General features: G+C 52.9%; 16 protein-coding genes and 1 tRNA gene. 12 read left to right on the top strand and 5 right to left on the bottom strand.

What is annotated here, in order from left to right:
- Position 1: 1 nt before the first annotated feature.
- The 10 genes from raiA (at position 2) to JNM85_05260 (ending at position 14,455) form a co-directional block, all read left to right on the top strand.
- Complete coding sequence (gene raiA, locus JNM85_05305) at positions 2-538, top strand: ribosome-associated translation inhibitor RaiA (GenBank protein MBL8087475.1); 537 nt, start codon at positions 2-4, stop codon at positions 536-538.
- Positions 539-621: 83 nt separating this feature from the next.
- Positions 622-1,101 carry a redoxin domain-containing protein gene (locus JNM85_05300; GenBank protein ID MBL8087474.1) on the top strand — a complete coding sequence of 160 codons (480 nt, stop codon included), beginning with the start codon at positions 622-624 and terminating at the stop codon, positions 1,099-1,101.
- Between the two features lie 256 nt (positions 1,102-1,357).
- Positions 1,358-1,433 (top strand) — tRNA-Lys (locus tag JNM85_05295).
- A 255-nt stretch (positions 1,434-1,688) separates the two neighbouring features.
- Positions 1,689-4,757, top strand: coding sequence for a DEAD/DEAH box helicase family protein (locus tag JNM85_05290; GenBank protein MBL8087473.1), 3,069 nt, complete (start codon positions 1,689-1,691; stop codon positions 4,755-4,757).
- Positions 4,758-5,095: 338 nt separating this feature from the next.
- Positions 5,096-6,643 (top strand): hypothetical protein, encoded by a 1,548-nt coding sequence (locus JNM85_05285; GenBank protein MBL8087472.1) that lies wholly within the window; start codon positions 5,096-5,098, stop codon positions 6,641-6,643.
- 6 nt (positions 6,644-6,649) lie between these two features.
- Entirely contained in the window at positions 6,650-7,804 is a 1,155-nt protein-coding gene (locus JNM85_05280) for an SIR2 family protein (protein ID MBL8087471.1), read from the top strand.
- Positions 7,801-9,555 carry a DUF262 domain-containing protein gene (locus tag JNM85_05275; GenBank protein ID MBL8087470.1) on the top strand — a complete coding sequence of 585 codons (1,755 nt, stop codon included), beginning with the start codon at positions 7,801-7,803 and terminating at the stop codon, positions 9,553-9,555. Before JNM85_05280 ends, JNM85_05275 begins: the two co-directional genes overlap by 4 nt.
- A gap of 12 nt (positions 9,556-9,567) precedes the next feature.
- Positions 9,568-12,432: a site-specific DNA-methyltransferase gene (locus tag JNM85_05270; GenBank protein ID MBL8087469.1), complete on the top strand. Its 2,865-nt coding sequence runs from the start codon at positions 9,568-9,570 to the stop codon at positions 12,430-12,432.
- Between the two features lie 3 nt (positions 12,433-12,435).
- Positions 12,436-13,062: a toll/interleukin-1 receptor domain-containing protein gene (locus JNM85_05265; GenBank protein ID MBL8087468.1), complete on the top strand. Its 627-nt coding sequence runs from the start codon at positions 12,436-12,438 to the stop codon at positions 13,060-13,062.
- A gap of 46 nt (positions 13,063-13,108) precedes the next feature.
- Complete coding sequence (locus tag JNM85_05260; GenBank protein MBL8087467.1) at positions 13,109-14,455, top strand: hypothetical protein; 1,347 nt, start codon at positions 13,109-13,111, stop codon at positions 14,453-14,455.
- 30 nt (positions 14,456-14,485) lie between these two features.
- Here the strand turns inward: JNM85_05260 and JNM85_05255 are convergent, their stop codons facing one another.
- Entirely contained in the window at positions 14,486-15,028 is a 543-nt protein-coding gene (locus JNM85_05255; GenBank protein ID MBL8087466.1) for an HD domain-containing protein, read from the bottom strand.
- 424 nt (positions 15,029-15,452) lie between these two features.
- Between JNM85_05255 and JNM85_05250 the strand changes: the two genes are divergently transcribed.
- Positions 15,453-15,698, top strand: coding sequence for a helix-turn-helix transcriptional regulator (locus JNM85_05250; protein MBL8087465.1), 246 nt, complete (start codon positions 15,453-15,455; stop codon positions 15,696-15,698).
- 998 nt (positions 15,699-16,696) lie between these two features.
- On the opposite strand, the gene JNM85_05245 is transcribed toward JNM85_05250, so the two are convergent.
- Positions 16,697-16,888 carry a helix-turn-helix domain-containing protein gene (locus JNM85_05245; protein ID MBL8087464.1) on the bottom strand — a complete coding sequence of 64 codons (192 nt, stop codon included), beginning with the start codon at positions 16,886-16,888 and terminating at the stop codon, positions 16,697-16,699.
- A gap of 1,542 nt (positions 16,889-18,430) precedes the next feature.
- Complete coding sequence (locus tag JNM85_05240; protein MBL8087463.1) at positions 18,431-19,561, bottom strand: site-specific integrase; 1,131 nt, start codon at positions 19,559-19,561, stop codon at positions 18,431-18,433.
- A 355-nt stretch (positions 19,562-19,916) separates the two neighbouring features.
- On the opposite strand from JNM85_05240, the gene JNM85_05235 reads away from it, so the two are divergent.
- Positions 19,917-21,545: a hypothetical protein gene (locus JNM85_05235; protein ID MBL8087462.1), complete on the top strand. Its 1,629-nt coding sequence runs from the start codon at positions 19,917-19,919 to the stop codon at positions 21,543-21,545.
- A 246-nt stretch (positions 21,546-21,791) separates the two neighbouring features.
- On the opposite strand, the gene JNM85_05230 is transcribed toward JNM85_05235, so the two are convergent.
- Positions 21,792-22,007: a helix-turn-helix domain-containing protein gene (locus JNM85_05230; GenBank protein ID MBL8087461.1), complete on the bottom strand. Its 216-nt coding sequence runs from the start codon at positions 22,005-22,007 to the stop codon at positions 21,792-21,794.
- Positions 22,004-22,369: a hypothetical protein gene (locus JNM85_05225; GenBank protein ID MBL8087460.1), complete on the bottom strand. Its 366-nt coding sequence runs from the start codon at positions 22,367-22,369 to the stop codon at positions 22,004-22,006. The genes JNM85_05230 and JNM85_05225 overlap by 4 nt, the downstream gene beginning before the upstream one ends.
- Positions 22,370-22,372: the final 3 nt, after the last annotated feature.

Here is a 22,372-nt window from a genome sequence, read left to right as displayed (position 1 = left end):
CATGGAAGTTCTAGTCCGAAATGCGGAAGGCAACCTCAGCGACAAGGATCGACAGTACGCGGCTGAGAAATTGGGACGTCTCGATCGTTTCTTTAATCGCGCGAGCAGGGTCGAGATAGTCCACCGCGAAATGAAGAACGGCCATCGTGTGGAGGTCACGGTCTTCGCGGACGGCTTTACCGTACGTGGGGAAGAGATGGACCAAAACGTTTGCGCGGCGATCGACTTGGTGAGTGAGAAACTGGACCAGCGATTGCGTCGGCTGAAGAGGCGAATGAGCGACAGCTACCATCGCCGAGGACACCATCTGCCACCGGCACTCAGTGAGCCGGATGCGGCTGATCACGACCACCACGCTTACGATCTGGTCGAACACAAGCAGTTCACCGTCAAACCGATGTCGATCGAAGAGGCAGCGCTGCAGCTTGAGATGGTGGACCACCCCTTCTTCATCTTCAAGAATGAGGATACAAATCGAGTGGAAGTGCTTTACCGCCGAAAGGACGGAAAATACGGTCTCCTCCAACCCGAACACTAGGTGTCGCGCGGCTGCCGAAGTTCCGAGCGAATTGCTTCGGCAGCCGCTGCAAACCTGCGCCTCTCCCCCGTAGAATACGGGACATGGCACTCACAGTAGGAACTATCGCCCCGGATTTCACCCTTCGATCGCTCTCCACCGGAGAGCTTGAAGATCGGACCCTTTCGAGCCACCGTGGTCAATCGAACGTGGTGCTCCTGTTCTTTCCTGCCGCCTTCACCGGGGTGTGCACCCAAGAGATGTGCGACGTGACGAACGGGCTGGGCGCATTTGGTGACGCCGACGCGGTGGTGTACGGCATCAGTGGCGACACCGCCTTTGCACAGGCTGCTTGGGCGGAGCAGAACGGCATCAAAGTCTCGCTGCTGAGCGACTACTCCAAAAAGACTTCACAGGCGTACGACGTGGTGCTTCCGGATCTGGCCGGGCACGGCCCCGCGGCCAAACGCGCGGCGTTCGTGGTGGACAAACAAGGCGTCATCCGCTACGCCGAGGAGACCCCGACGCCTGTGGATTTGCCGAACTTCGATGCGGTTCGCGCGGCGCTGGCTGAACTGGGGTAGGAGCTCGACGCTGGGTTCGACGGGCGGTGGCTCTTTCGCTGGGCCTCCCGTTCGCTGAGCGCCCGCCCGCGCAGTTCCTTCACGGCCTGCAGTGCCGTCGTGAGGCTCTCTTTTTGGGTGGGCTCCACGAGCCTGGTGTGCGAGTTTCCTGGCTCCGCCGACCAGCGCACCGACGCAAGGCATGCCCATTGGGCTGGCCAGAAGCCGCAGGACTTGCAACCGCCCGCGCCGTGTGGTATCTTCTGTTCGAGCACGTGGATCGTTAGCTCAGTTGGTAGAGCAGCTGACTCTTAATCAGCGGGTCGTAGGTTCGAGCCCTACACGGTCCACCAAAATTTAGGTTCAAAAAGCCCCTCCCAAGGGGCTTTTTTGTTTCTAGAGGTCGGATATGACACCACTTTTGACACCATGTGGCGCAGTGTTGGCTCTGTCGGCTTAGTATCCCATCCAATTCGGGCTATTGATCTGCGCTCGATTTCTCGCAAATCATGAGTGTCCGCGAGCAATTGTGGTACCAGAACTGCGTCTACGAATCTTGGCGGATCATGCTAAAATTACTGCCATGCCTTGAGAGGCGGGATTGACACATGAGCGACAGCACGATAGAAAATCCAATTCTAAATTCGCCGTTTGTCGCTCCGTCGCGCCACTTCAAGTTTGCGTCTGATGGGATCACGAACGAGGTTCTCGAATCTCGACGACCGAGTTCGTACTTCATCCCCATTGCTCAAGTCAAGAAAAAAGGTGGCCAGCTCGTCTTTGAGACCGAATGGACTGCGGATCGGATTGAAGAGAACACAACGATCAACCGGATTCGTGAGCGTGTTCGAATTTGGCGCGACGGCGGGTATGCGGGCGTCACGACAACGACCGCACGGTTACTTGAACATTGGACGAACTCTGAACGCACAAGACGGCTGTTCTTCTGTCAAATTGAGGCTGTCGAAACGGTCATTTACATCACCGAGGCGGCTAAGAAGTTTGGCGACGGTTGGATCGAAAATTCGGTGCGAGAAGCAAACGACTCTTCGAATCCAGGTCTCTTCAGGATCGCGTCGAAGCTGGCAACGGGTACGGGCAAGACCGCCGTAATGGGAATGCTGATTGCTTGGCATGCTCTGAACAAGCTAGCAAACCCTCAAGACGCACGATTCTCCGACACATTCCTAATCATCACTCCCGGCATCACGATCAAGGACCGACTTCGGGTTCTCTTACCAAGCGACCCGCATACGATTTACCGTGCCCTTGACCTAATGCCGTCGGACATGATGGAACAGCTTCACCGGGCCAAGATGATCGTGACGAACTATCACGCATTCAAGCTTCGTGAGAAGATCGAAGCCCCAAAGCTGACGAAGTCGGTTCTTGGCAACGGTGAAGCCGGTCTGTTCACCGAGACGCCCGACGAAATGGTTCGACGGGTGTGTAGAGAGTTCGGCAACAAGAAGAACATCGTCGTTCTCTCAGATGAGGCGCATCACTGCTACGTTCGCAAGCCCGGCGAACAAGAGGAAAAGCTAAGCGGCGAAGACGGCCAAGAGGCCAAGAAGCGGAACGAACTTGCCCGGATTTGGCTTCGAGGGATCGAAGCTGTCAAGAATAAGATCGGAGTTCGCGCGATCTACGATTTGTCGGCGACTCCGTTCTTCCTTCGTGGTTCGGGTTGGCCAGAAGGAACTCTGTTCCCCTGGGTTGTCTCCGACTTCTCGCTGATTGATGCGATTGAATCCGGAATCGTCAAAGTGCCCCGCGTGCCGGTGCAAGACAACGCCGGGATCGGCGAACAGCCGACCTATCGGAACCTCTGGGTCTCCATCAAAGACGCGCTTCCTAAGAAGGGACGCAAGACCGACGCCGTGTCGGGTGAACCGAAGCTTCCAGTAGAACTCGAAGGCGCACTGCGAAGCCTGTACGCCAACTACGAGACCTATTTCAAGCTCTGGGAGTCCAACGAAGAAGCGCGCGCCAAGGGCATAACCCCGCCGGTCTTCATCGTCGTTTGCTCGAACACCAATGTTTCGAAGCTTGTTTACGACTGGGTTTCGGGTTGGGAGAAGGAGCTTTCAAACGGCGATTCTATCGTCGTTCCCGGAAACTTGCCGCTGTTCTCGAACGAGCGTGACGGAGCATGGGGGCACCGTCCCTTCTCGATCCTGATTGACTCCGAACAACTCGATTCAGGGGACGCCATGTCAGCCGACTTCAAGAAGATCGCTCATGAGGAAATCGAGCGGTTCAAGGCTGAATACGTCCAACGGTTCCCCGGTCGAAACCCCGACGACATCACCGACGAAGACTGCCTGAGAGAGGTAATGAACACGGTCGGTAAGGCGGGCAAGCTTGGCGAACACATCCGATGTGTCGTCAGCGTGTCCATGCTTACCGAAGGCTGGGACGCGAATACGGTCACTCACATTCTGGGAGTTCGGGCTTTCGGCACTCAGCTATTGTGTGAGCAGGTGGTCGGACGCGGGCTCCGACGCATGTCCTATGCGGCAACCACGCGAACGCTCGAACGGCCCTCCGGACCGGTCGAGATCGAAGCATTCGAGCCGGAGTACGCCGAAGTCTACGGCGTCCCGTTCTCATTTATTCCTTGTTCGGGTTCCACCGGAGGGCCAAAGCCGGGGCCGATCCCGACCCGGGTTCGAGCGCTTGAAAGCCGGATGGAGTGCGAGATCACGTTCCCAAGGCTGACCGGGTACCGGTTCGAGATTCGATCCGAACGACTGACTGCCGACTTCACCGACTCTTCGAATCTGACCCTCAGCACGCTCGATATTCCGACCAAGACCGAGAATGCGCCAATCGTCGGCGAATCCAGCATTCACACGCTTGACGACCTTCGCGGCAAGCGTGAAAGCGAAGTTGCGTTCCTCTTGGCGAAGATCGTTCTGGAACGCTACTTTAGGCAAGAACCCCCCGAAGGCGAAGACGCCGAACCGGGCCGAGTTCAGGACGTGCAAGCTTGGCGATTCCCCGAACTACTCTCGATCACGAAGCAATGGCTTGCCCGATGCGTCACGTGCAAAGACGACACGTTTCCTCAGCTTCTCTTGCTGACGGAGACTGCCTATGAAGCCGCTGACCGCATTTATAAAGCCATTGTGCGGGCTTCCGAGACCAAACGTACCCTCAAGCCGATCCTTCGCCCATACGACACTTGCGGTTCGACCCGGTATGTGGACTTCGACACGACGAAGCCGGTCATGGCGACTCGGACCGACAAGTGCCACGTGTCGCATGTCGTCGCGGATTCGAACTGGGAATTCAAGGTCGAACAGGTTCTAGAGGACATGCCCGAAGTGATCCGCTACGTGAAGAATCAGGGTCTGAACTTCCTCATCCCGTATGTGATCCAGGGCGAACAGCGGAACTATATTCCCGACTTCATCGCCGTGATCGACGACGGAGTCGATCACGGCGACCCACTGAACCTGATCGTAGAAGTTTCGGGGGCACAGAAGCGGGACAAAGAATCCAAAGTCACGACCGCTGAAACGCTCTGGGTTCCTGCCGTGAACAATCACGGTGGTTTGGGCCGATGGGCTTTCATCGAAATCACCGACCCTTGGGACGCGGCAGGTGCGATTCGGGCTCATCTTGATCGGGTCGCTGTGACGCCTTATTTTGCCGGGGGCAAAGTGCCTTGAACGAAAATAGATATCAACTTAAGCTCAACTTCCTGCCGATTCTGCAAGGTCTTCCATCCTTTTCGGTTTGGCGAAAGTGCATCTTGCAGGAGGGTGAGTCCAAGCCGGTCGACGGAGTTCGCAGGTTTACTCTCCCTGTCTCACGAAGTGGGGACGAGAGGAGATCCTATTGGATTTCCAGCCAATCTCTCGAAGGATTCGATGAGTTTTCCGTTGAGCCAGACGACAATGTCCACCTGGGTCGGTGGGCACTTCTACGAGCTTTGCTGGAATCGGCACAAAGGCATTCTTCCGAGTTCAGTTACGAACCTGGGTTTCACGATCAGTTGGAACTTCCAATGGATACGTACACGGAAGGCACCGACATGTTCGTCTTGGAACCCTATTTTCTGAAGGTCAAACATCAATATGGACTCATAGCCGACTTTCACTTTAGGAAGAACCCAGATGTTCCATTTAGCCGCAGAATCCAGCAACGCTCTCTGTCACTGGATAGAAACTACCGGCGCAACGTCGATTTCCACAAAGACAAGCTTGATCGAATCCAAAGTTATGTTGCCCGAGCCGAAACCCTATTGTCCGATTTGAAGCTATCTGGATGCATTGAGGCCCTAAAGCTTGACCGCAACTTTGTGCCCGTCGATGGCTTCGAAATGAGCCCGCGCGTGTACACCTTCGCCGGTGGAAAGACTGGCGAAGCACAGTATCCGGGCGTTCGTGACATCGGACCTCATTCCCTACCGCCGACAAACCCGAAGCTCCTATTTGCTTTCAGAGCGGAAGATCGTCAGGCGGCTGTTCGTCTTGCCAACGCTATCTCTGGCAAGAAGTCAGTTGGTAGCTTTCCTGGATTTGAAGCCCTTTTCAGAACCGCCGTCCAGGTGGACACGAAGCCGGTCATAATAAGCGAATTCACAGCAACAGAAATCGAGCGTGTGTTGCTTCGCGCACAAGCCGACGATCCCGCTCCATTGCCGGTATTCATCTTGCCTGACAAAGACGAATCGAGGTATCTCGCAATCAAGTCCGCCTTCTCAAACGCGGGGTTACCTAGTCAAGGATGCACTGTCGCGCTTCTATCATCCGATGACGAACTCAAATGGTCTATCGCGAACATTGCGCTCCAAATGTTCTGCAAGATGGGTGGACAGCCTTGGCACGTTAAGGCACTTAAGACCGATACCTTGATCGTTGGAGTGAGTCAGAGTCACAAACTTAACCCAGAAGGCGGTATTGAGCGTTTCTTTGCGTTTGCGGTCCTTACCGATAGTAGCGGGGCGTTCCAGAAGATTCGGGTTCTCTCGGAGACGGCGAATCACGATCAATACATTGCTGAACTGAAATCGAAGCTGGCAGAGGAGTTAGGAACTGCGGCGGAATCATATCGGAATGTTGTCCTTCATGCATCGTTTCGATTGCGTAGAGACGAGATGGCTTCAATACAGGATACAGTTGAGGCTGCTGCCGCAGATCAGGCGACACATAACTTCGCAGTCCTGAAAATCAACCAGCAAACTCGGTTCTTCGCCATCAACCCAGAGGCGAACAGCCTTGTGCCATACGGCGCAACAGGTGTGCGTCTCGGTGGAAACGAGTTCTTGCTCTGGTTCGAGGGCATTTCGAGGGGCAGAACTACGGTGACGAAAGCCTTCCCAGGCCCAACCCATGTCCAGAAGCTCTGGGAGTCCTCGGAAGGTGCCCTTTCAGATGAGGAACTGCTCCAAGACCTGATCAACCTCTCAGGGGCTAATTGGAGAGGCTTCAACGCTCGAAATGCCCCAGTATCGGTCTATTACTGTCACCTGGTTGCAGAACTCGTTCACGACTTCCAAGCGCGTGGACTGCCACTACCTGCCGTGGAGAACCTAAAGCCGTGGTTCCTGTGAATTGCCATGAGTAACCGATCCCGTGATCTCTTAATACTGCTTGGTGCTGGTGCCAGCGCAGATGCGGGCATTCCAACATCAGCCGCTATGATCACGCAGATTGAGGAACTGCTCAGAAATGATCCTGACTGGATGCCATTCAGGCGACTATACGAACACGTTCGTAGCGCGATTCATTACAGCGCAGGTCTTCGAGGACGTTTTGGTGACCAAGTGGTTTACAACATTGAGACGTTAGTAAACACACTTCTGGAATTAGAACGAAATGAAGAGCATCCGATTTATCCCTTCATCGCATCGTGGAATTCCCGGTTTCTGGACCTTGCTGGCAAGGATTTTTGCGAGATACAGAAGTTCCGAGAGAAGATTCTGGAAAGGTTGAAGGGGTGGATGTGCCCTGAAGACCCTGGAAGACGAGGCTACTACTCGGGCTTAAGGAACTTACAACAAGACCTCAACTATTCGCTAAGAGTCTTCTCACTCAACTACGATCTATGCGTCGAATCATTACGGGCGAACGAATTTAGGGTTGAAACTGGCTTTGCAGGCGAAGGTCCGAACAACCCTTGGGACCCACAGCGATTTGCAGAAATAGAAACTTCGGGCGATCCCTTTCCAGAGCTATACCTCTACAAGCTTCATGGTTCCATTAACTGGAAGCGCGATACGTCTGGGCGGCTCTATCAAGTAGATCAGATTCAGAACGTGAACGCTCGTGCAATGGAGCTTATTTTCGGTCGTGAATTCAAATTGGAAGCGGGTGACCCATACCTCTTCTACACTTACGAATTCCGCCGTTTGACATCGGAAGCTCGGACAATCCTGACAGTCGGATACGGCTTCGCGGATCACCACATCAACAAACTCCTGACACAAGCCATACGGGAACCGAATGGTCCGCGACTTTGCATTGCAAGCAACTGCAGACAGGAAGACGTCGATTCAGAACAGGATCGGATTGCGACTCTGCTTGACCTGAATTGTGAAGAAATTAATCCTTGCGTGGTTTTGCCTTATCGAGCCTCTGAGCTTTTTACAAAAGAGGACATTGGTTCCTTCATCAAAAACTTGATACCACAAGATGCGCAACCGTTCCTAGAGGCAGAGGTTAGCAGTGAGGAGAATATCGACAACGGGGATTGTGCGGGAGTACAAGCATGAGTTACAAAACTGAAACTATCGCAAGCACTATTGCAAGGCTGAACACCAACTTCTATTTGCCAGCAATCCAACGGGAATTTGTCTGGGACTCTTCGCAGATTATCCAGTTGTTCGACTCAATTCTCCGTGGCTACCCGATCAGTTCGTTCCTTTTCTGGTCTATTGAGTCTGAGAATTACGAGAAGTGGCGCGCCTATCAGTTCTTGATCGACGGGAAGGATGGTGGCATCCATAATCCCGAGGCGAATCTCAGCGCCGTTAGTGATCTTCACCTCATCTTAGATGGACAGCAACGGCTCACGTCTCTGAACATTGGCTTGCGCGGAACCTACACGGTCAAAAAGAAATACGGTCGAAAGGACAACCCCGACGCATGGAGCAGGCGAACTCTGTTTCTCGATATTCTCCATGACCCGCTAACCCTGGTTGATCCGAACTACGAAGACATTTTCTTCCGGTTCGAGTTTCGAGACAAGGGAAAGGGCGGCAAGGCGAACGGGGATAGCCGTTGGTTCGAGGTTGGGAAGATTCTTTCGTTCAAGTCAGACCGAGAGTTCGACGAGTACAGGGACGAATTTGTCGAGTCCATCGATGAGAGCACGACGAAGGAACAACGTCGCGCTGCTAGGATGAATTTGGACCGCCTGTACAGGGCGATCCACAAAGACGACGTCATCGCATATTACGTGGAGCGCGAGCAGGATTACGACCGCGTTCTTGACGTATTCGTTCGGGCGAATTCTGGCGGAACCAAGCTGAGCAAGTCAGACCTCCTTATGAGCACGATTACCGCAAGCTGGGGCAATGTAGACGCCCGACACGAAATTCAATCGCTGGTTGATCGCCTCAACCGTTCCCTTCCAAGGCGCTCTGAGATCGACAAGGACTTTGTAATGAAGGCCAGCCTCGTCATCAACGATCTCCCTATCAAGTACCGTGTACAGAATTTTACTGATACCAATCTACTCAAGATCAAAGAGAATTGGACTGAGTCGAAGAAGGCGATTGGAAAGGCAGTCGATCTTCTCAGCGCGTATGGCATTACCGGCGACACACTGACAAGCACGAACGCACTGATCCCCATCGTTTACTTCTACTCGAAGCGACGCGATCTACGTCCAGACGGGACCTCCATCGACGATGTGCTGAATGCCAAGTCGATCCACGCTTGGCTTGTCCTTGCCTTGCTACGGGGTCAGTTCCGGAGTAGTGCAGACTCTGCCCTGTCAAAGGCGCGTGATGTGATTCGCAAGGCTGTCGAAGGAAATAAACCGTTCCCTCTTCTAGGACTGATCGCCGAGTCGGAAGACGGTGGCTCGGCAGAGCTTTTGAACGGAATCATCTCAGAGACAATGGACCTTTCTTACAGCAGTTCCCACATTCGGGCTGTACTTTCGCTGTTCTATTCGGGTGCTCAGGGAGCGGCGGACCTTCATATCGACCACATTTTCCCCAAGTCCACGCGATTGCCGAGCGATGATTACGACAAGCAGATGTTTTGGTGGAACAGCCCGCTGAACAAGACTTCGAACCTCTGTTTGCTGAGTGCGGCTGAGAACCAAGAGAAGTCAGCGACTTCGTTTGAAGAGTGGATCACGACCCGTGACCCAAGCTTCTTGGAGAGGAATTTCATCCCGAATGACGCGACACTGTACTCGGTAGATCGGTTTGAACAATTCATGGATGAACGCTCGAAGCTGTTGGAAGGGCACCTGCGGAAGCTATTGGCACCGGCGCTGGAAGCGAGATAGAACGGGAAAATCATGGCAAGGAAACCTAAGAACGACGGCACGAAGATCGAGTACACGAAGCACCAGGATAGCCGGGTCAATATTCCGACTCAGGAGCTGAAGGACTTTGTGGCTCAAGACGAGGTGCGCGAGGCGCGGGCGCTGTATCCGCGTGATCCCTCGCTCGATCCTCAGCTTGTCTGGAAGGGCAAGGATGAGCAGGACCAGGAAGACCTTGCCGTTCCGACCGTGCCGATCTACATTCAGGAAAAGATTCACCCTTCGGCCATCATCGAGAACATTCGCGCCAATCCGGGCGCGGCGGTCGAAGGAGCGAGCGACCAGCTCGACCTTTTTGGAGACTTCAACGGGATCGAGGAGTTCGACAAAAAAGTGGACTTCTATCACCATGAGGGCCATTGGACGAACCGGATGATCCTGGGTGATTCACTGCTTGTGATGAACTCACTGGCCGAGAAGGAAGGGCTGAAGGGCAAGGTTCAGATGATCTACTTCGACCCGCCGTACGGAATCAAGTTCGGGTCGAACTGGCAGGTCAGCACGCGCAAGCGGCAAGTCGGGGACAAAGCCGAAGACGCGACGCGCCAACCGGAACAGGTCCGTGCGTTCCGGGATACGTGGAAGCTTGGCATTCACTCGTACCTAAGCTATCTCCGTGACCGGCTTGTCGTGGCACGAGAGCTCCTCACGGAGTCAGGAAGCGTGTTCGTTCAGATCGGCGAGGAAAACGCGCATGTTGTACGATGCTTGCTCGACGAAGTATTTGGGGCTGAAAACCTTTGCGGAGTAATCACATTTGTCAAGACTTCGGGCCTCGGGAGCAAGCTTCTTCCAAACCGATGCGATCAACTGCTGTGGTTTGCCAAAGACATTGAACATGTCAAGTTTCGAAGCATTTATCTTGAAAAGAGCTTTGACGAAGGAACCGCGTCTAACTACTCCTGGGTTGAGCTTCCCAATGGAAGTCGCAGGAGTATGAAGGCCGACGAAAGACAGAATCCGAACCTGATCCCGAACGACGTCCGAATCTATAAGCCTGACAATATCACGTCCCAGGGCAATCCACTTGTTGAATTCAGCTGGAAGGGTAAGTGCTACAAACAGACCTGGAAGACAACGGTTGACGGCCTTCGTCGGCTCGGACACGCTGGGCGGCTTCATGTTGCAGAGAATAGTCTTCAATACGTTCGCTATCTAAGCGACTTCCCATGCATTCCAATCACGAAGCTCTGGACTGACACTGCTACCGGTAGCTTCACAGAAGACAAGGTCTATGTCGTTCAAACGGGAACGAAGACGGTGGAGCGATGCCTGTTGATGACCACCGACCCCGGTGACCTTGTGCTCGATCCAACCTGTGGAAGTGGTACGACCGCTTACGTCGCTGAACAGTGGGGCCGACGGTGGATCACGCTCGATACGAGTCGTGTCGCCATGACCCTCGCGCGTACCCGAATCATCGCGGGACGATTCCCTTATTATCTCCTAGCCGATTCGCCCGAGGGTGTTCAAAAAGAAGGGGAGATCACGGGCAAAGTGCCGCCAAGCTATCCGACCGAAGAAGACGTGCGGAAGGGCTTCGTGTACGAGCGGGTTCCTCATGTGACCCTTGGTAGCATAGCGAACAACCCGGCCATCGACGGCATCGCGGCAACGTATGACCCTTTGCTCGAAAGATGTGTCGAAACGATTCGGACCTATTCGGAAAAGGATTGGATCGTCGGTACTGTTCCCCGGACTCAGGAAACAGTGGACGAGTTGAACTGGGGACTAGAATGGGCACCCGGACAACCTGATATTGATCATATTCGGTCCCTTGAAGACTTGGTCTACATGTTGCACCAAGGCGAAGAGAAGCATCGCCACTATGTAGCCTACTCTTACTATTGGAAGCTAATGGACGCCCGGCGCGAGGAGATTGACAAAGCGATTCTGAGGCACGCCGAAACGGAGCTTCTCTACGATCAACCGTACGAGGACAAGAGCCGGGTGCGCGTCACTGGGCCGTTCACGGTCGAAAGCCTTGCCCCTCACCGCGTTCTTGAGACGAACCCCGACGCGCCTCAGAGCGAACAGCAGGCCCACACCGAGACCGGCGGCAAGCGGTTTGAAAGCATGATCCTCGACAACCTACGAAAGGCGGGCGTTCAGAACACTCGCAAGGGCGAGCGGCTGAAGTTCGATGCGCTCGAACCGTTCGCCGGGGCGTGGGTTCACGCCAGGGGGAGCTACACCGACGCCGACGGAGGATCGAAGACCGTCGCGGTCAGTATCGGACCCGAGTTCGGCACGGTTGGCCCAGATTGGATCAAGGAAGCCGCCAAAGAAGCGGTGAAGGGCGTCGGGTTCGATCTGCTGATCGTATGCGGATTCAGCTTCGACGGTTACGCCAGCGAAGAGGCAAAACAGTTTGGATCGCTGACCGTGCTTCCGGTTCGCATGAACAATGACCTGAGCATGGGCGACGAACTGCTGAAGAAGACCGGCGCGGGCAATCTCTTCATGGTCTTTGGAGAACCTGACGTGGTGCTTGCCCAAGAAGAAGGAAAGGTCACGGTCGAGGTTCGTGGTTTGGACGTCTACGACCCGACCACGGGCCAGATTCGGAGCGGATCGACCGACGACCTTGCCGTCTGGTTCATTGACACAAACTATAACGGCGAAAGCTTCTTCGTGCGGCACGCCTACTTCCTGGGCGGCGACGAACCGTACGACAAGCTGAAACGAGCGCTGCGGGCCGAAATCAACGAGGCGGCTTGGTCGGCGCTCTATTCGACGAAGAGTCAGCCGTTTGCCAAGCCATCGACGGGCAAGATCGCAGTCAAAGTGATCAACCACTACGGCGACGAAGTGCTGAAGGTCTACGAGGTGACTTAATCCGTGAGACAGGTTGACCAGGATTCGCGACTTTTCATCTCTTACAACTCTGAAAGCTCAGAGTTCGTCCGGAGTTTGGCGGCAGCCCTGACCTTGACCGGCGCTCAGGTCTGGTTGGATAAATGGCGGATTCGTCCTGGCGACTCAATCCCGTCAGCCATTGACGCCGGGCTATCCGGTTTCGACACTTTCGTTCTCGTTTGGTCGAAGGGGGCCGAAGGATCAAACTGGGTCAGGAACGAGATGAACGCGGCCATTACTCGGTGGACTAAGGAACAACATTACCGGTTTGTGCCCGTGCTTCTCGACGATACGCCCGTTCCAACAATACTTGCGCCGATCCATTACATTGATGCAAAGGACGAGGATCACTTTAGAGTGGCGCGAGTACTGCTTGGAGTCGAGACCGACGCTGAATTTAGGAAAGCAATTCAGGAAGTCATTGAGAGCACTCTACTTCCGTTTCGTGAGTTTCACGGGGCAGGGGTCTATGTCTGTTGCCCGAAGTGTGGTTTACCAGCGGACCAGCTCAAGCAATGGTCTGCGCCAGACCCGAAGCGAGACGACATGTATGCCGGGGTCGAATGCCCGGAGTGCAGATGGTCCGATGGCGGTGAAGTACCTTGGTAAGCAATTTATCCCAGCGAACGAGACGTATACGAGGTGAAGCAATCGCTTGAGCGGTCCAAAGGTTTACCTGCACCCAAATGCAGTTCAGGGATTTAATGCCGAGGGACAAGCACTGCTTGCCTTAATCGAAGTCGCTCCGATTATCAAACAGGCATCTACGAAGGCAGAAGGAGGATTTATTCCTGTCGCTTCCCTCAGCTTAGAGGAGATCAAAAACTTCACGGAGATGAAGGTTGATGTCGTCGGTACGATCCTCACGAAGCATCGTCAGATTGGCGAAGGTCGCATAGGAGTTGGAGAAGACGCCTACCGCACCGTCCGAATTCTATCGGAGAATATTCAAAGAACAGAAGGATTTCGGGAACGTGTTAGCCAGAAGGCGGTGGAGGATACTGTTTTTGATTGGGCAGTCGGTTCCCACCAGCAAACGATTACTGCACCACTTTGTGAGTACCTGCTTGCCGAATTCGAAGAGCGAGTCAGGTCCATATGGGTCTGGGTTCCTGTTCATGGATTGACAACTGATTTTGACTTCGAGCTCGGTCGAGTAGAAGTTCATCCTTTCAGACCCCAGTTTTTTGAGACTTGGGAGGGGCAACTGAAGTTGAAGGGAGTGTGGGATGAGCAATCACAAGCCCTTGTCGCGCATTACAGAACGCGGCTCCAAGGGCATGCGAGTTGCACGATTAAGTTGCTTGCTGAGCCGATGCGTGCAAAGGAGATCGCACTTGCGGAAACAGAAAATGCGTTGGCAATTCTGCGGACATTTCAACCGTGCATTCTCCACCCGTTGATTCCATCTCATATACGACCACTTGGTCGAGCCCATGTGGACGGGAGCGAGGTTCTCACAATACTGGATGATGCTGTTGTCGGTTTCGCAACTGGAGATGACGAACCGTTTGAATACTTCTCGCTAAACGACGAAACAATGGACATGCTTCAGCAGGCCGGAATGGGCGGATTGCATCACATGTTCATTTGTCTGAATCAAACTGAGTTCGAGAAAGACCTCTGGAGGAGTATTTGGACCTTTTCTAAAAGTTCGCTTCAAAAATCACCAGAAGACCGACTGTTGTACGTCTTTCGGTCGCTAGATTCATTTTTGCTACAAAACAAAACGGAGTCTATTCAGCAAAGTATCGCGGAGCGAATTGCGTTCACGATCAGCGACAACGGAGAAGATAGAAGGGCAATCTCAAAAACGATTGTCAAAGCTTACGGCCTGCGCTCAGACGTCGTCCACCATGACCAGAAAATTGAGGAATTGGAACTCTTAGTCGAGTTTCTTCAGGTTGCTTGGCGTTTCTTCGTATTATTGATCGGAACTCGCGGAAAGTACAAGACTAGAAAAGATTTCTTTGATACCATTGAGAAGCTGAAGTTTTCATAATCCGACTGTTCTACTCTTGTCATTCTCTCATCACTTAGACGTAAAGGATTCAACTTCGAGCTTCAGCGAGGCTAGCGCGGACGTAAGTCTTGAATCATCGGACTCTCGGAGTTGAAAGGCTTTTATCAACGATTGGTAATACCAAATCGAGTCTTCCTTCGAGGCATTGAAGCGATCCCAGTGGGCTTCCCCCAAGAACCATGAATCTGCATTGAGTGACCGCGCGTTGTGGATTTTGTCGCAGATCGAAACCAGAAGCGCTGATGCAGACTTCGTCGCGATTCCGGCGATGTATTTCTCCTTACGTTCTCGCCACGGAGCTTTGACGTCCTTTGACTCGGTGATCGAGTCCGAATTCTCACGGACGATTTGTTCGACCTTTTCGCCGAACTGATCTCGAATTGCCGTCAGCACGGATTCACCACCGCCGTCTTCGGCGGAGTCGTGAAGCAAGCCTCCGATAGCTTCGTCCTCATCGCCTCCGAGCTCTAAAACCAGACCGGCTACTTGAAGCAAGTGTGAAATATAAGGGATCGTCGTACCTTTCCGTACCTGATCCCCATGAGCGGCCATCGCGAAATGTAGAGCCGAGCAAAATCGTGCCTGTTCTATGTTCATGTGCAAGATATCCACCGCACTTAGTCAAACGAAAAGAAGCCCCAGACCAGGAGCAGTAGCCCGCCGATCCCTGCGAGGATGCCGAAGGTCGTGCACAAGATGATCGTGTTGATTTGCTCTCTAGCATCCGGCCCATTCTTCACTGCTTGTGCGAATATGAAGCTTATCAAGCCTACGATGGCAGAAATCGTCCCCCTGGTCATTTGGTTTGCCCGTGAATTGGGGTTTGTTTTCGGATTAGGATGACCGCAATTTGGGCATTCGCGAGCTTGAGGCGAGATCAAATGACCGCATGCCTTGCATGTCTCCAGTGCCATGTTCTCAGCCTACCCAAAATGATCACGAAATATGATCATACGAGGATTCAATCTGGTAGACAGTGCCGGGTCAACATCGTCGTCAGCCGCTACATGAGGAGGAGCATCGCCTACGGGGAGCGATTTCTCGGTTGCGGGGCGAGCAGGGACTTTCGCAACGGCAACTTTCGACCAGGTTGGGTTGGCACCCGATGACGGTGGGGAAAATTGAGCGCGGTGAGCGAGGCGTGGCGGTCATTGAGCTGATTGCAATTGCAGGTGCGCTCGGAGTCAGCCCGGTCGATCTCTTGCTGAGTGCTTTGGAGTAGGGATTCGTTTATATCTGTGTCGCGCCTCTCGACCTCTTTCTTATAAGGGCACGATAGCCACGAAGTTATTGCTTCACGGATTTCGGCGAACAACTTTAGCTCCGGAATCTCCGCGTCACCGAAACCGACTCCATATTGTTTCAAGATTCGAGTGTCGATTTTCTTGGTTCCGCAAAGCAGCCGCCACACTTGCTTGAGCGGCACTTCACGAGCCAAGTAGCCGAAGTCGGAGAGGAATTCGCGTTGAGCCGTTGGTGCGTTTTGGATAGCTAGACGTAAGGAGCGTTCGTTGTGAGGTCTTAGTAGGCTAAACTCGTTATCAATGTATTCCCAGGCACAGAGAAGAATCTCTTGACCATGGGTGACGAGGCTTTCGAGGGTCATCCTCCCCTTGAATTTTCTACGCAGATATGCCGATCCGAAGCGAGATTCGAAACGAAGACCTTTGCCTCCGGTGGGAAGGTGCCGCTTTGCGTAGGCAATCATGGAACGGTACGTATTCGCCCGTTTTCCTCTCCAATCCTTCGAGTAACGCGAATTAGAAGCCGGTCCTTCAAAAGTAAATCCTGGGAGGCGGTTACTAAGATGGCAGTCATTAAGTGCCCTCTCCATCGATGGCGAAGCGTCAACGGGCAGATCAAAAGCTATGTCGGTTCGTCGTACTGCAAACATCTCTAGCGGGACGTCGCTTAGCTCGGGGAACCAGTGACGAGCTTCAGCCAGGAACAATTCTAGTGCCCGCTGTAGATTGCGCACGGGGACGGGCTCAAAGTTATGCCCATAGACGAGGTGCGGTAATGAAGTTTGCAGCCTCACGTAGTGAAATCCCCAGAATTGGGAGACAAACAGCGATATTCCGCCTCGCTCTGCTGTCTGGTACTGCCTGGTTCGCTTACCCCACCCTTCGGACTTGAGCAACAGAATTGGAGCAGCGGTAACGCCGCCAATCGCGACCGTGTCAAAACCCATCAGGACATAGTGGCCCCTTCCTACGTCCACTACCGAGCTTCGGAGTTTTCGGCGATGAATCGCTTGAGCTCATCATCCGAAATTCGGATGCCTCGCGTACCGATTCTCGTGATCTTGAGCTTGCCCGAATTGAGTAGCTCGTACATGGTTGTGCGTCCGACTCCCAGGAGCTCGGCTGCCTCGCTGATGGTGTAGAGGTATTTGCCTTTGGTTGATTCCATAGATATTCTCCTCGCCTCGCATTGAATCGAGGTCGTTCGAGAATGATGGCGGGGAGTGTATGCTCAAATCATGCAGAAACCCTCCGTAAACTCATGGTATTTGACGACATATCCGGCTGTGACAGGGCCGTTGTTCAAAATCTGGTCGGGGCGTTTCTCTCGGGTAGCGGGAGGGCCGATTCAGATGCGGGAGTTCGATGGCTTCGCTTCGATTCATAGGGGAGGTGATCCACCGCTGAATGCTCCGGTAGTCGAGCTGATTGGATTTGAGAGCAAGGATATGAGGGATTCCAGCCCCGGACTCTTGCGTTCCAGGTTTTCGGCGATCAACACGAATGCCGCCCAGGTGGGACATGAGGCTTTGGACGAGTTTCTCAAAATCGATTCCACGGAGGTTGCTGAGTCATTCGCTCAACGGTTCGGCTTACTCGGCCTGTACCCTGAAGCACAGTTCTGGATGGATTCGGCTAGAGTGCTTCGGTTGGTTGGGGAGCCATATAGTAGTTGGCTTTGGCACCGTGAACGAATGGATGCGGTCTCGATCTTGATGAGTCTTGCCAATTCCAGCCGATCTGCGAAATCTATCCGAACCCGCATAGAAACTATCTTGCAAGGACATAAAAGGCACAAGGTCTATAGGCTCACTCACGAAGCCAACGACCTCGGCACAGACGATCCGTCCGTCCGAGACTTGATTGATTCGGGGGCACCGGGCTGCATAAAGTTTTGCCGCTCTCTAATTTTAAGGATGGCGCAAGAGACGACTGTCCTTTACGAATTTGAAAATGGTACGGCAAGACTCTCGGCAAACTGCCTGCTCGGCTTCCTTTACTTACTCCTGGGCGAGCGGCACGAACTTCTTGCGAGAAGTCTTGTTCGAGGGATCGCTCTTTGCCGATGGTGCAATGCCGACGTCCAAGTTGGGGCGAGAGGCCCAAATCCGATCTTCTGCAAGAGCTGCTTAACGTTACGGGGCAACTATCCCGAAGATGAGGCGTTTCGCCGAGCTATGGAAAAATTGCAGCGATCTGCGGACAGAATAAAGAACTCTGGCGTGCATAGCCTTCTCAGGCAATATGAGGATCGCTACGGCAGAGACGGACTGAGTCGAGCTGTCCAAGCACTAGAGACTGGGCTGAGGTGAACTGAGCCTTTGATCGCACGAGAAATGAAGTGTTACTTAGCGCGTGGGACCGGATTTGCTACTTTCGCACTCTCTTGGATACAGATTTGCTCATCTATAGGAGCCGGTTTCGGTGTCAAGGGAGGGACTTTTCGCATTTTTTCAGGCGGTCTGGAGGTTCCGAATTAGCTTCGGCGATCAGGTGGCAAGTGGATCGGGAAGTGGTTGGGCGTCCGGTTAGGGAATTGTAGGCACCGGGCGTTTTGTTTAGATCGGTGCCAATGCACTAATGTTAGCGTTGAAATCGATCTCAATCGGTTGAAAATTGGTCGCATTCCGGACGCTCAAGCAATTGCCCGTAGGTTCGAATGGGCCAATTTTTGCAATTTTTTCAGGCGGTCTGGCGGATTCGCTTCGAATCACTTAATGCCTTCGTCAATGGCCTTCCTCAACTTCTGTGCCGCTCGCCTTTGAGCCTCCCTCGTTACCCCTCCGTAGGTATTGACAGTGAGCGAAATCTGGCTGTGCCCGAGCATATTCATTACTTCGGTGGCTTCTTCTCCAGCGGCAAGAAGCAAAGTGGCCGCCGTGTGTCGGAAGCTGTGGAAGCTGAGTTCGCTGATCTTGGCTTGCCCGCAGAGAATCTTGAGGTACTTGTTCACGAGCTTCGGATCAAGCGGATTACCCGTCGAGCTGACGAAGACAAGATTCATTTTGTTCTCCCAACCGTTCACGAGAATCATCGACTTTTGGAGTTGGAGCATGTCCACCAAATCTCCGATGGGCAGAATGCGCTTGCTGTTTGCGCTCTTGGGTTCGCGGAGAGTTGGCTTGCCATCAACCCATTGGAGTTGATTCCTCACGCGGATGGTCTGATCTTCGAAGTCCACATCAACCCACCGTAAACCTGTGATCTCACCTAAGCGAAGGCCGACATATGGTGCCAAGCGGAACAGGTATTCGAGATGATGGCCACGGCATGCGGCGAAGAGCTTTTGTAAGTCGGGTTGAGTAAAGTGCTTCTCCGCTCGACTCGCGACCTTAGGCGGTTTCACCAGCTTTGCCACATTCTCGGCGATCATTCGATCCTTGACCGCTTGCGAAAGGGCCGCTCGAAGGACACGATGCAGGCCGTTGACGGATGTAGGTGAGAGCCCGGACGCGATCTTCTCCTTCATCATGTTCTGAACCTGTTGGGGCGCGAGCTTCCTCAGCGGGATCGCCCCTAAGGATGGGATCAGGTGATTCTTGGTTTGCTCCTTGTACGACTTCACCGTCTTGGGCGCAAGCGGTGGGCAAGTGACGTAGACTTCGAGCCACTTGTCGAGGTACTCGCTTACCTTGCAGTCTTTCGAAGTTGGCGCGAACGCGCCTTCTTCGTTCTTGACGCGGAAGTCTTGAGCGGCACGATTCACCTCAATCTCGGTCTTGCCATAGATCGTGTGTCGCTTCTGCTTGCCGTTCTCGTAGCCCAGGAACACCCTGGCCATCCATCGTCCATCGGACCGCTTTGAGACGGTGTAACCGGCGTTTCTGCGCTGTCTTGCCATGCTTCTGCTTGTCCGTCGTCGGCTTCAAAAGTTGACACCACTTTTGACACCAGAGAGGGCGTTTGACACCACACATTGACGAACCCTCACGAACATTATACATTGATATTCAGGTTCCAAACACACAAATACGGAGGAGCGCGGACACCGTTCCAGAGAACTCTTAATCAGCGGGTCGTAGGTTCGAGCCCTACACGGTCCACCAAGATTTGGGTTCAAGAATGAAGAAAACGCCCTCCAGATCGGAGGGCGTTTTTCGTTTCTGCAGTTTATCCGCAGTTTATTTTCCTCGAAGATGCGCGTCAAGTTATTGCCCTCCTCCGTCTCATGCGGTAAAGGATTCTTTTGCGGTAGCATGGAAAACCGAAACTTTTCAGGCGAAGCAGACGTCTGTCTACTAAGTATGGCTTCCGCGTCAAAATCTTCAGGTGAGCAAGGAAGGGACTTCATTATTGGGTGGGTCGCTCCGATTGGCGTGGAGTTGGATTGTGAGGGAGAAGCGGATTCTCCAATGAAGCGTGTTAGGTCCTTTTTTGGCGGAGATGCCTTCCACCACACTATCAAAGTTGTCGAAGCGATCAAGAATCTAACCCCGTCTGAAGACGTTCTCCGGGACTTTGATTCCATAGATTATCACGCAAAGACAAGAGCACGCCAACAAGCCGGTAACTTGTTAAGGTCGAGCACGGAACTGGATTCCGTACTCTCACATCACTGCGTTTTTGAAATATCTGAAAACAGGAAAGCAAACGCAGATAAACTCCGAGTGACGCAAATTCGATCTTTAAAACACCCTGATGAAGCTCGCTTACTCAGAGAGGTTTACGGCGACTCCTTTTTTCTGATTGGTGTTCATGAGTCTTTTCAGGATCGTAAAGAGCGTCTGAAAGCGAAGTGTAAGAGTGAAGATAACGCTCAAGATTTGATCACTCATGATGCATTTGAAAGTGACGACTCAGGCCAGAACACCAGAGACCTTTTTGAGCTTTGTGATGCCTTTATTTCGAAGACCCAACAAGAAAATGGCAGCCTAACTTGGAAGAATGACCTTGAGAGAATTTTGAGGCTATGCACCTCTCACTTCAATGAGGTTCCGCGACACGATGAATTCGGTATGCAGGTAGCCTACAATGCTTCATTCCGATCGGGAGATTTATCTCGTCAGGTTGGTGCAGCGTTGTTCGATAAAAAAGGTCGGATGATTGCTGTTGGTAGAAATGATGCTCCCATGCCGGGAGGTGGACTGTACCAGGTTGGTCAATCTCACGATGTTTCTGACTATGCGTTGAAGTACGATCCTGGCCAAAGGTTTCGACAAGGATTGGTTGATGAGGCTGCAAAGCGAGTGGTAGAAACACTTAAGGGCATTCACGAAATAATCGAGGCTAAAATCGACGTTGAAGTGGTGTGTTCCGCTCAAATACAATCTGCACTTGCCGCTTCACCAGTGAAGGATATTATTGAGTTTGGCAGATCAGTTCATGCTGAGATGGATGCAATCATTTCCGCTGCCTCAAAAGGGTTTTCGGTTGCTGAATCGACTTTATACACAACTACGTTTCCTTGCCACACGTGTGCGAGGCACATTATTGCAGCAGGTATTGATCGGGTTGTATACGTCCAGCCTTATCCAAAGAGCCATGCGTTGAAACTTCATGGAGACGCACTGAAAAGTGAGTACTTGGACATTCCTCCCCAGAAGGACATCGACGATAACATCCTTCGTGGACTGGAGAATAAGGTTGACATTGTTCCATTAATAGGAATTGCACCAAGGAGATATGATTCTCTATTTGCAATGTGGACCCAGACAGGTATAAGGCATGAGCGGAAAGATGGTGAGCGAGCATTAACGAAAGACTCATCTACTCCACACCAGTTTAGATTTCCATTTGACACAAAAGCAGTTTTACAACTGGAAGCACCTGTGCTAGAAAAGTACAGTGAGGTGTTTCCAAAGGGCAACACAGGGAACAGACCATGAGATTCGAGAGAAACTACGGAACAGCGGAAAGCAAGAGCTACTGGGACAGACTTGATAGAGCTGTCGATGAAATCAGAGAGAGGCGGGAGCAGGCAGTGCTTGCGTCAACGAGTCCACAAAATGTCGTTGAGCAGAATCAGGACACTCGACGAACGCCATCTGAGGAGCCTAAACAAAGCTGCTAGGTTCCTCACATATTTTAAGGGCATGGAGCATTGCCTCCATGCCCATTTTTCTCGGCCTCATCTAGTGGTGACCAGGAGCTAGGTGCTCGCATTCTTGGAGATACTTCTCCAACTGATTGCTAGTGATCCTACGGGCGCGACCAATCTTGATTGTATCGATCTTTCCAGCATTGATGAGCTCGTAGACGAGGGATCGAGAGAGCGAGAGAAGGGCTGCCGCTTCCTGAACGGTGTAAGCGAGCCTTTGTACTGGTGGCCGGCTGGATGGGTTACTCATGTTTGGCGCTCCCTTCCAGGTCGGTTCAAACGGACCTCCCGGCTCGTCTCCCTGATCGACTTCATCGGTTGCACTTCCGTGCGCTTTCCATGTATGTTCCTGAGTTCAACGACTCGATGTTCGGTCGTTGTGTGAGTTTCAACGACTGTGACGCCTTCAATCCCTAGGGAGGCAAGTAGGATTGCGGCAAAGAGCTCTGGCGAAGTTTGAGCGATGTCTGCCATCGCTCCTGAAACTCCCTTGACGGGTAACTTCCGGGAAAGCTCCTGCTTCCCAGCAAGCTCGGTCGGGACCAGTTGGTCCGTGATCTGCCTAATCTCGTCTAAAAGGCCATCAGGTAATGATTTGAGTTCATTGTTCATGGT

This window comes from Chthonomonas sp. (assembly GCA_016788115.1).
GTDB lineage: Bacteria > Armatimonadota > Fimbriimonadia > Fimbriimonadales > Fimbriimonadaceae > UBA2391.
The sequence above is the reverse complement of the archived record's forward strand: the minus strand, read 5'-3'. Positions and strand labels throughout refer to the sequence as shown.

What these genes read in the sequence shown, in the direction of transcription:
- raiA (MBL8087475.1), top strand. Translation starts at nt 2, where the DNA reads ATGGAAGTTCTAGTCCGAAATGCGGAAGGCAACCTCAGCGACAAGGAT.
- JNM85_05300 (MBL8087474.1), top strand. Translation starts at nt 622, where the DNA reads ATGGCACTCACAGTAGGAACTATCGCCCCGGATTTCACCCTTCGATCG.
- JNM85_05290 (MBL8087473.1), top strand. Translation starts at nt 1,689, where the DNA reads ATGAGCGACAGCACGATAGAAAATCCAATTCTAAATTCGCCGTTTGTC.
- JNM85_05285 (MBL8087472.1), top strand. Translation starts at nt 5,096, where the DNA reads ATGGATACGTACACGGAAGGCACCGACATGTTCGTCTTGGAACCCTAT.
- JNM85_05280 (MBL8087471.1), top strand. Translation starts at nt 6,650, where the DNA reads ATGAGTAACCGATCCCGTGATCTCTTAATACTGCTTGGTGCTGGTGCC.
- JNM85_05275 (MBL8087470.1), top strand. Translation starts at nt 7,801, where the DNA reads ATGAGTTACAAAACTGAAACTATCGCAAGCACTATTGCAAGGCTGAAC.
- JNM85_05270 (MBL8087469.1), top strand. Translation starts at nt 9,568, where the DNA reads ATGGCAAGGAAACCTAAGAACGACGGCACGAAGATCGAGTACACGAAG.
- JNM85_05255 (MBL8087466.1), bottom strand. Translation starts at nt 15,028, where the DNA reads ATGGCCGCTCATGGGGATCAGGTACGGAAAGGTACGACGATCCCTTAT.
- JNM85_05245 (MBL8087464.1), bottom strand. Translation starts at nt 16,888, where the DNA reads ATGGAATCAACCAAAGGCAAATACCTCTACACCATCAGCGAGGCAGCC.
- JNM85_05240 (MBL8087463.1), bottom strand. Translation starts at nt 19,561, where the DNA reads ATGGCAAGACAGCGCAGAAACGCCGGTTACACCGTCTCAAAGCGGTCC.
- JNM85_05235 (MBL8087462.1), top strand. Translation starts at nt 19,917, where the DNA reads ATGGAAAACCGAAACTTTTCAGGCGAAGCAGACGTCTGTCTACTAAGT.
- JNM85_05230 (MBL8087461.1), bottom strand. Translation starts at nt 22,007, where the DNA reads ATGAGTAACCCATCCAGCCGGCCACCAGTACAAAGGCTCGCTTACACC.
- JNM85_05225 (MBL8087460.1), bottom strand. Translation starts at nt 22,369, where the DNA reads ATGAACAATGAACTCAAATCATTACCTGATGGCCTTTTAGACGAGATT.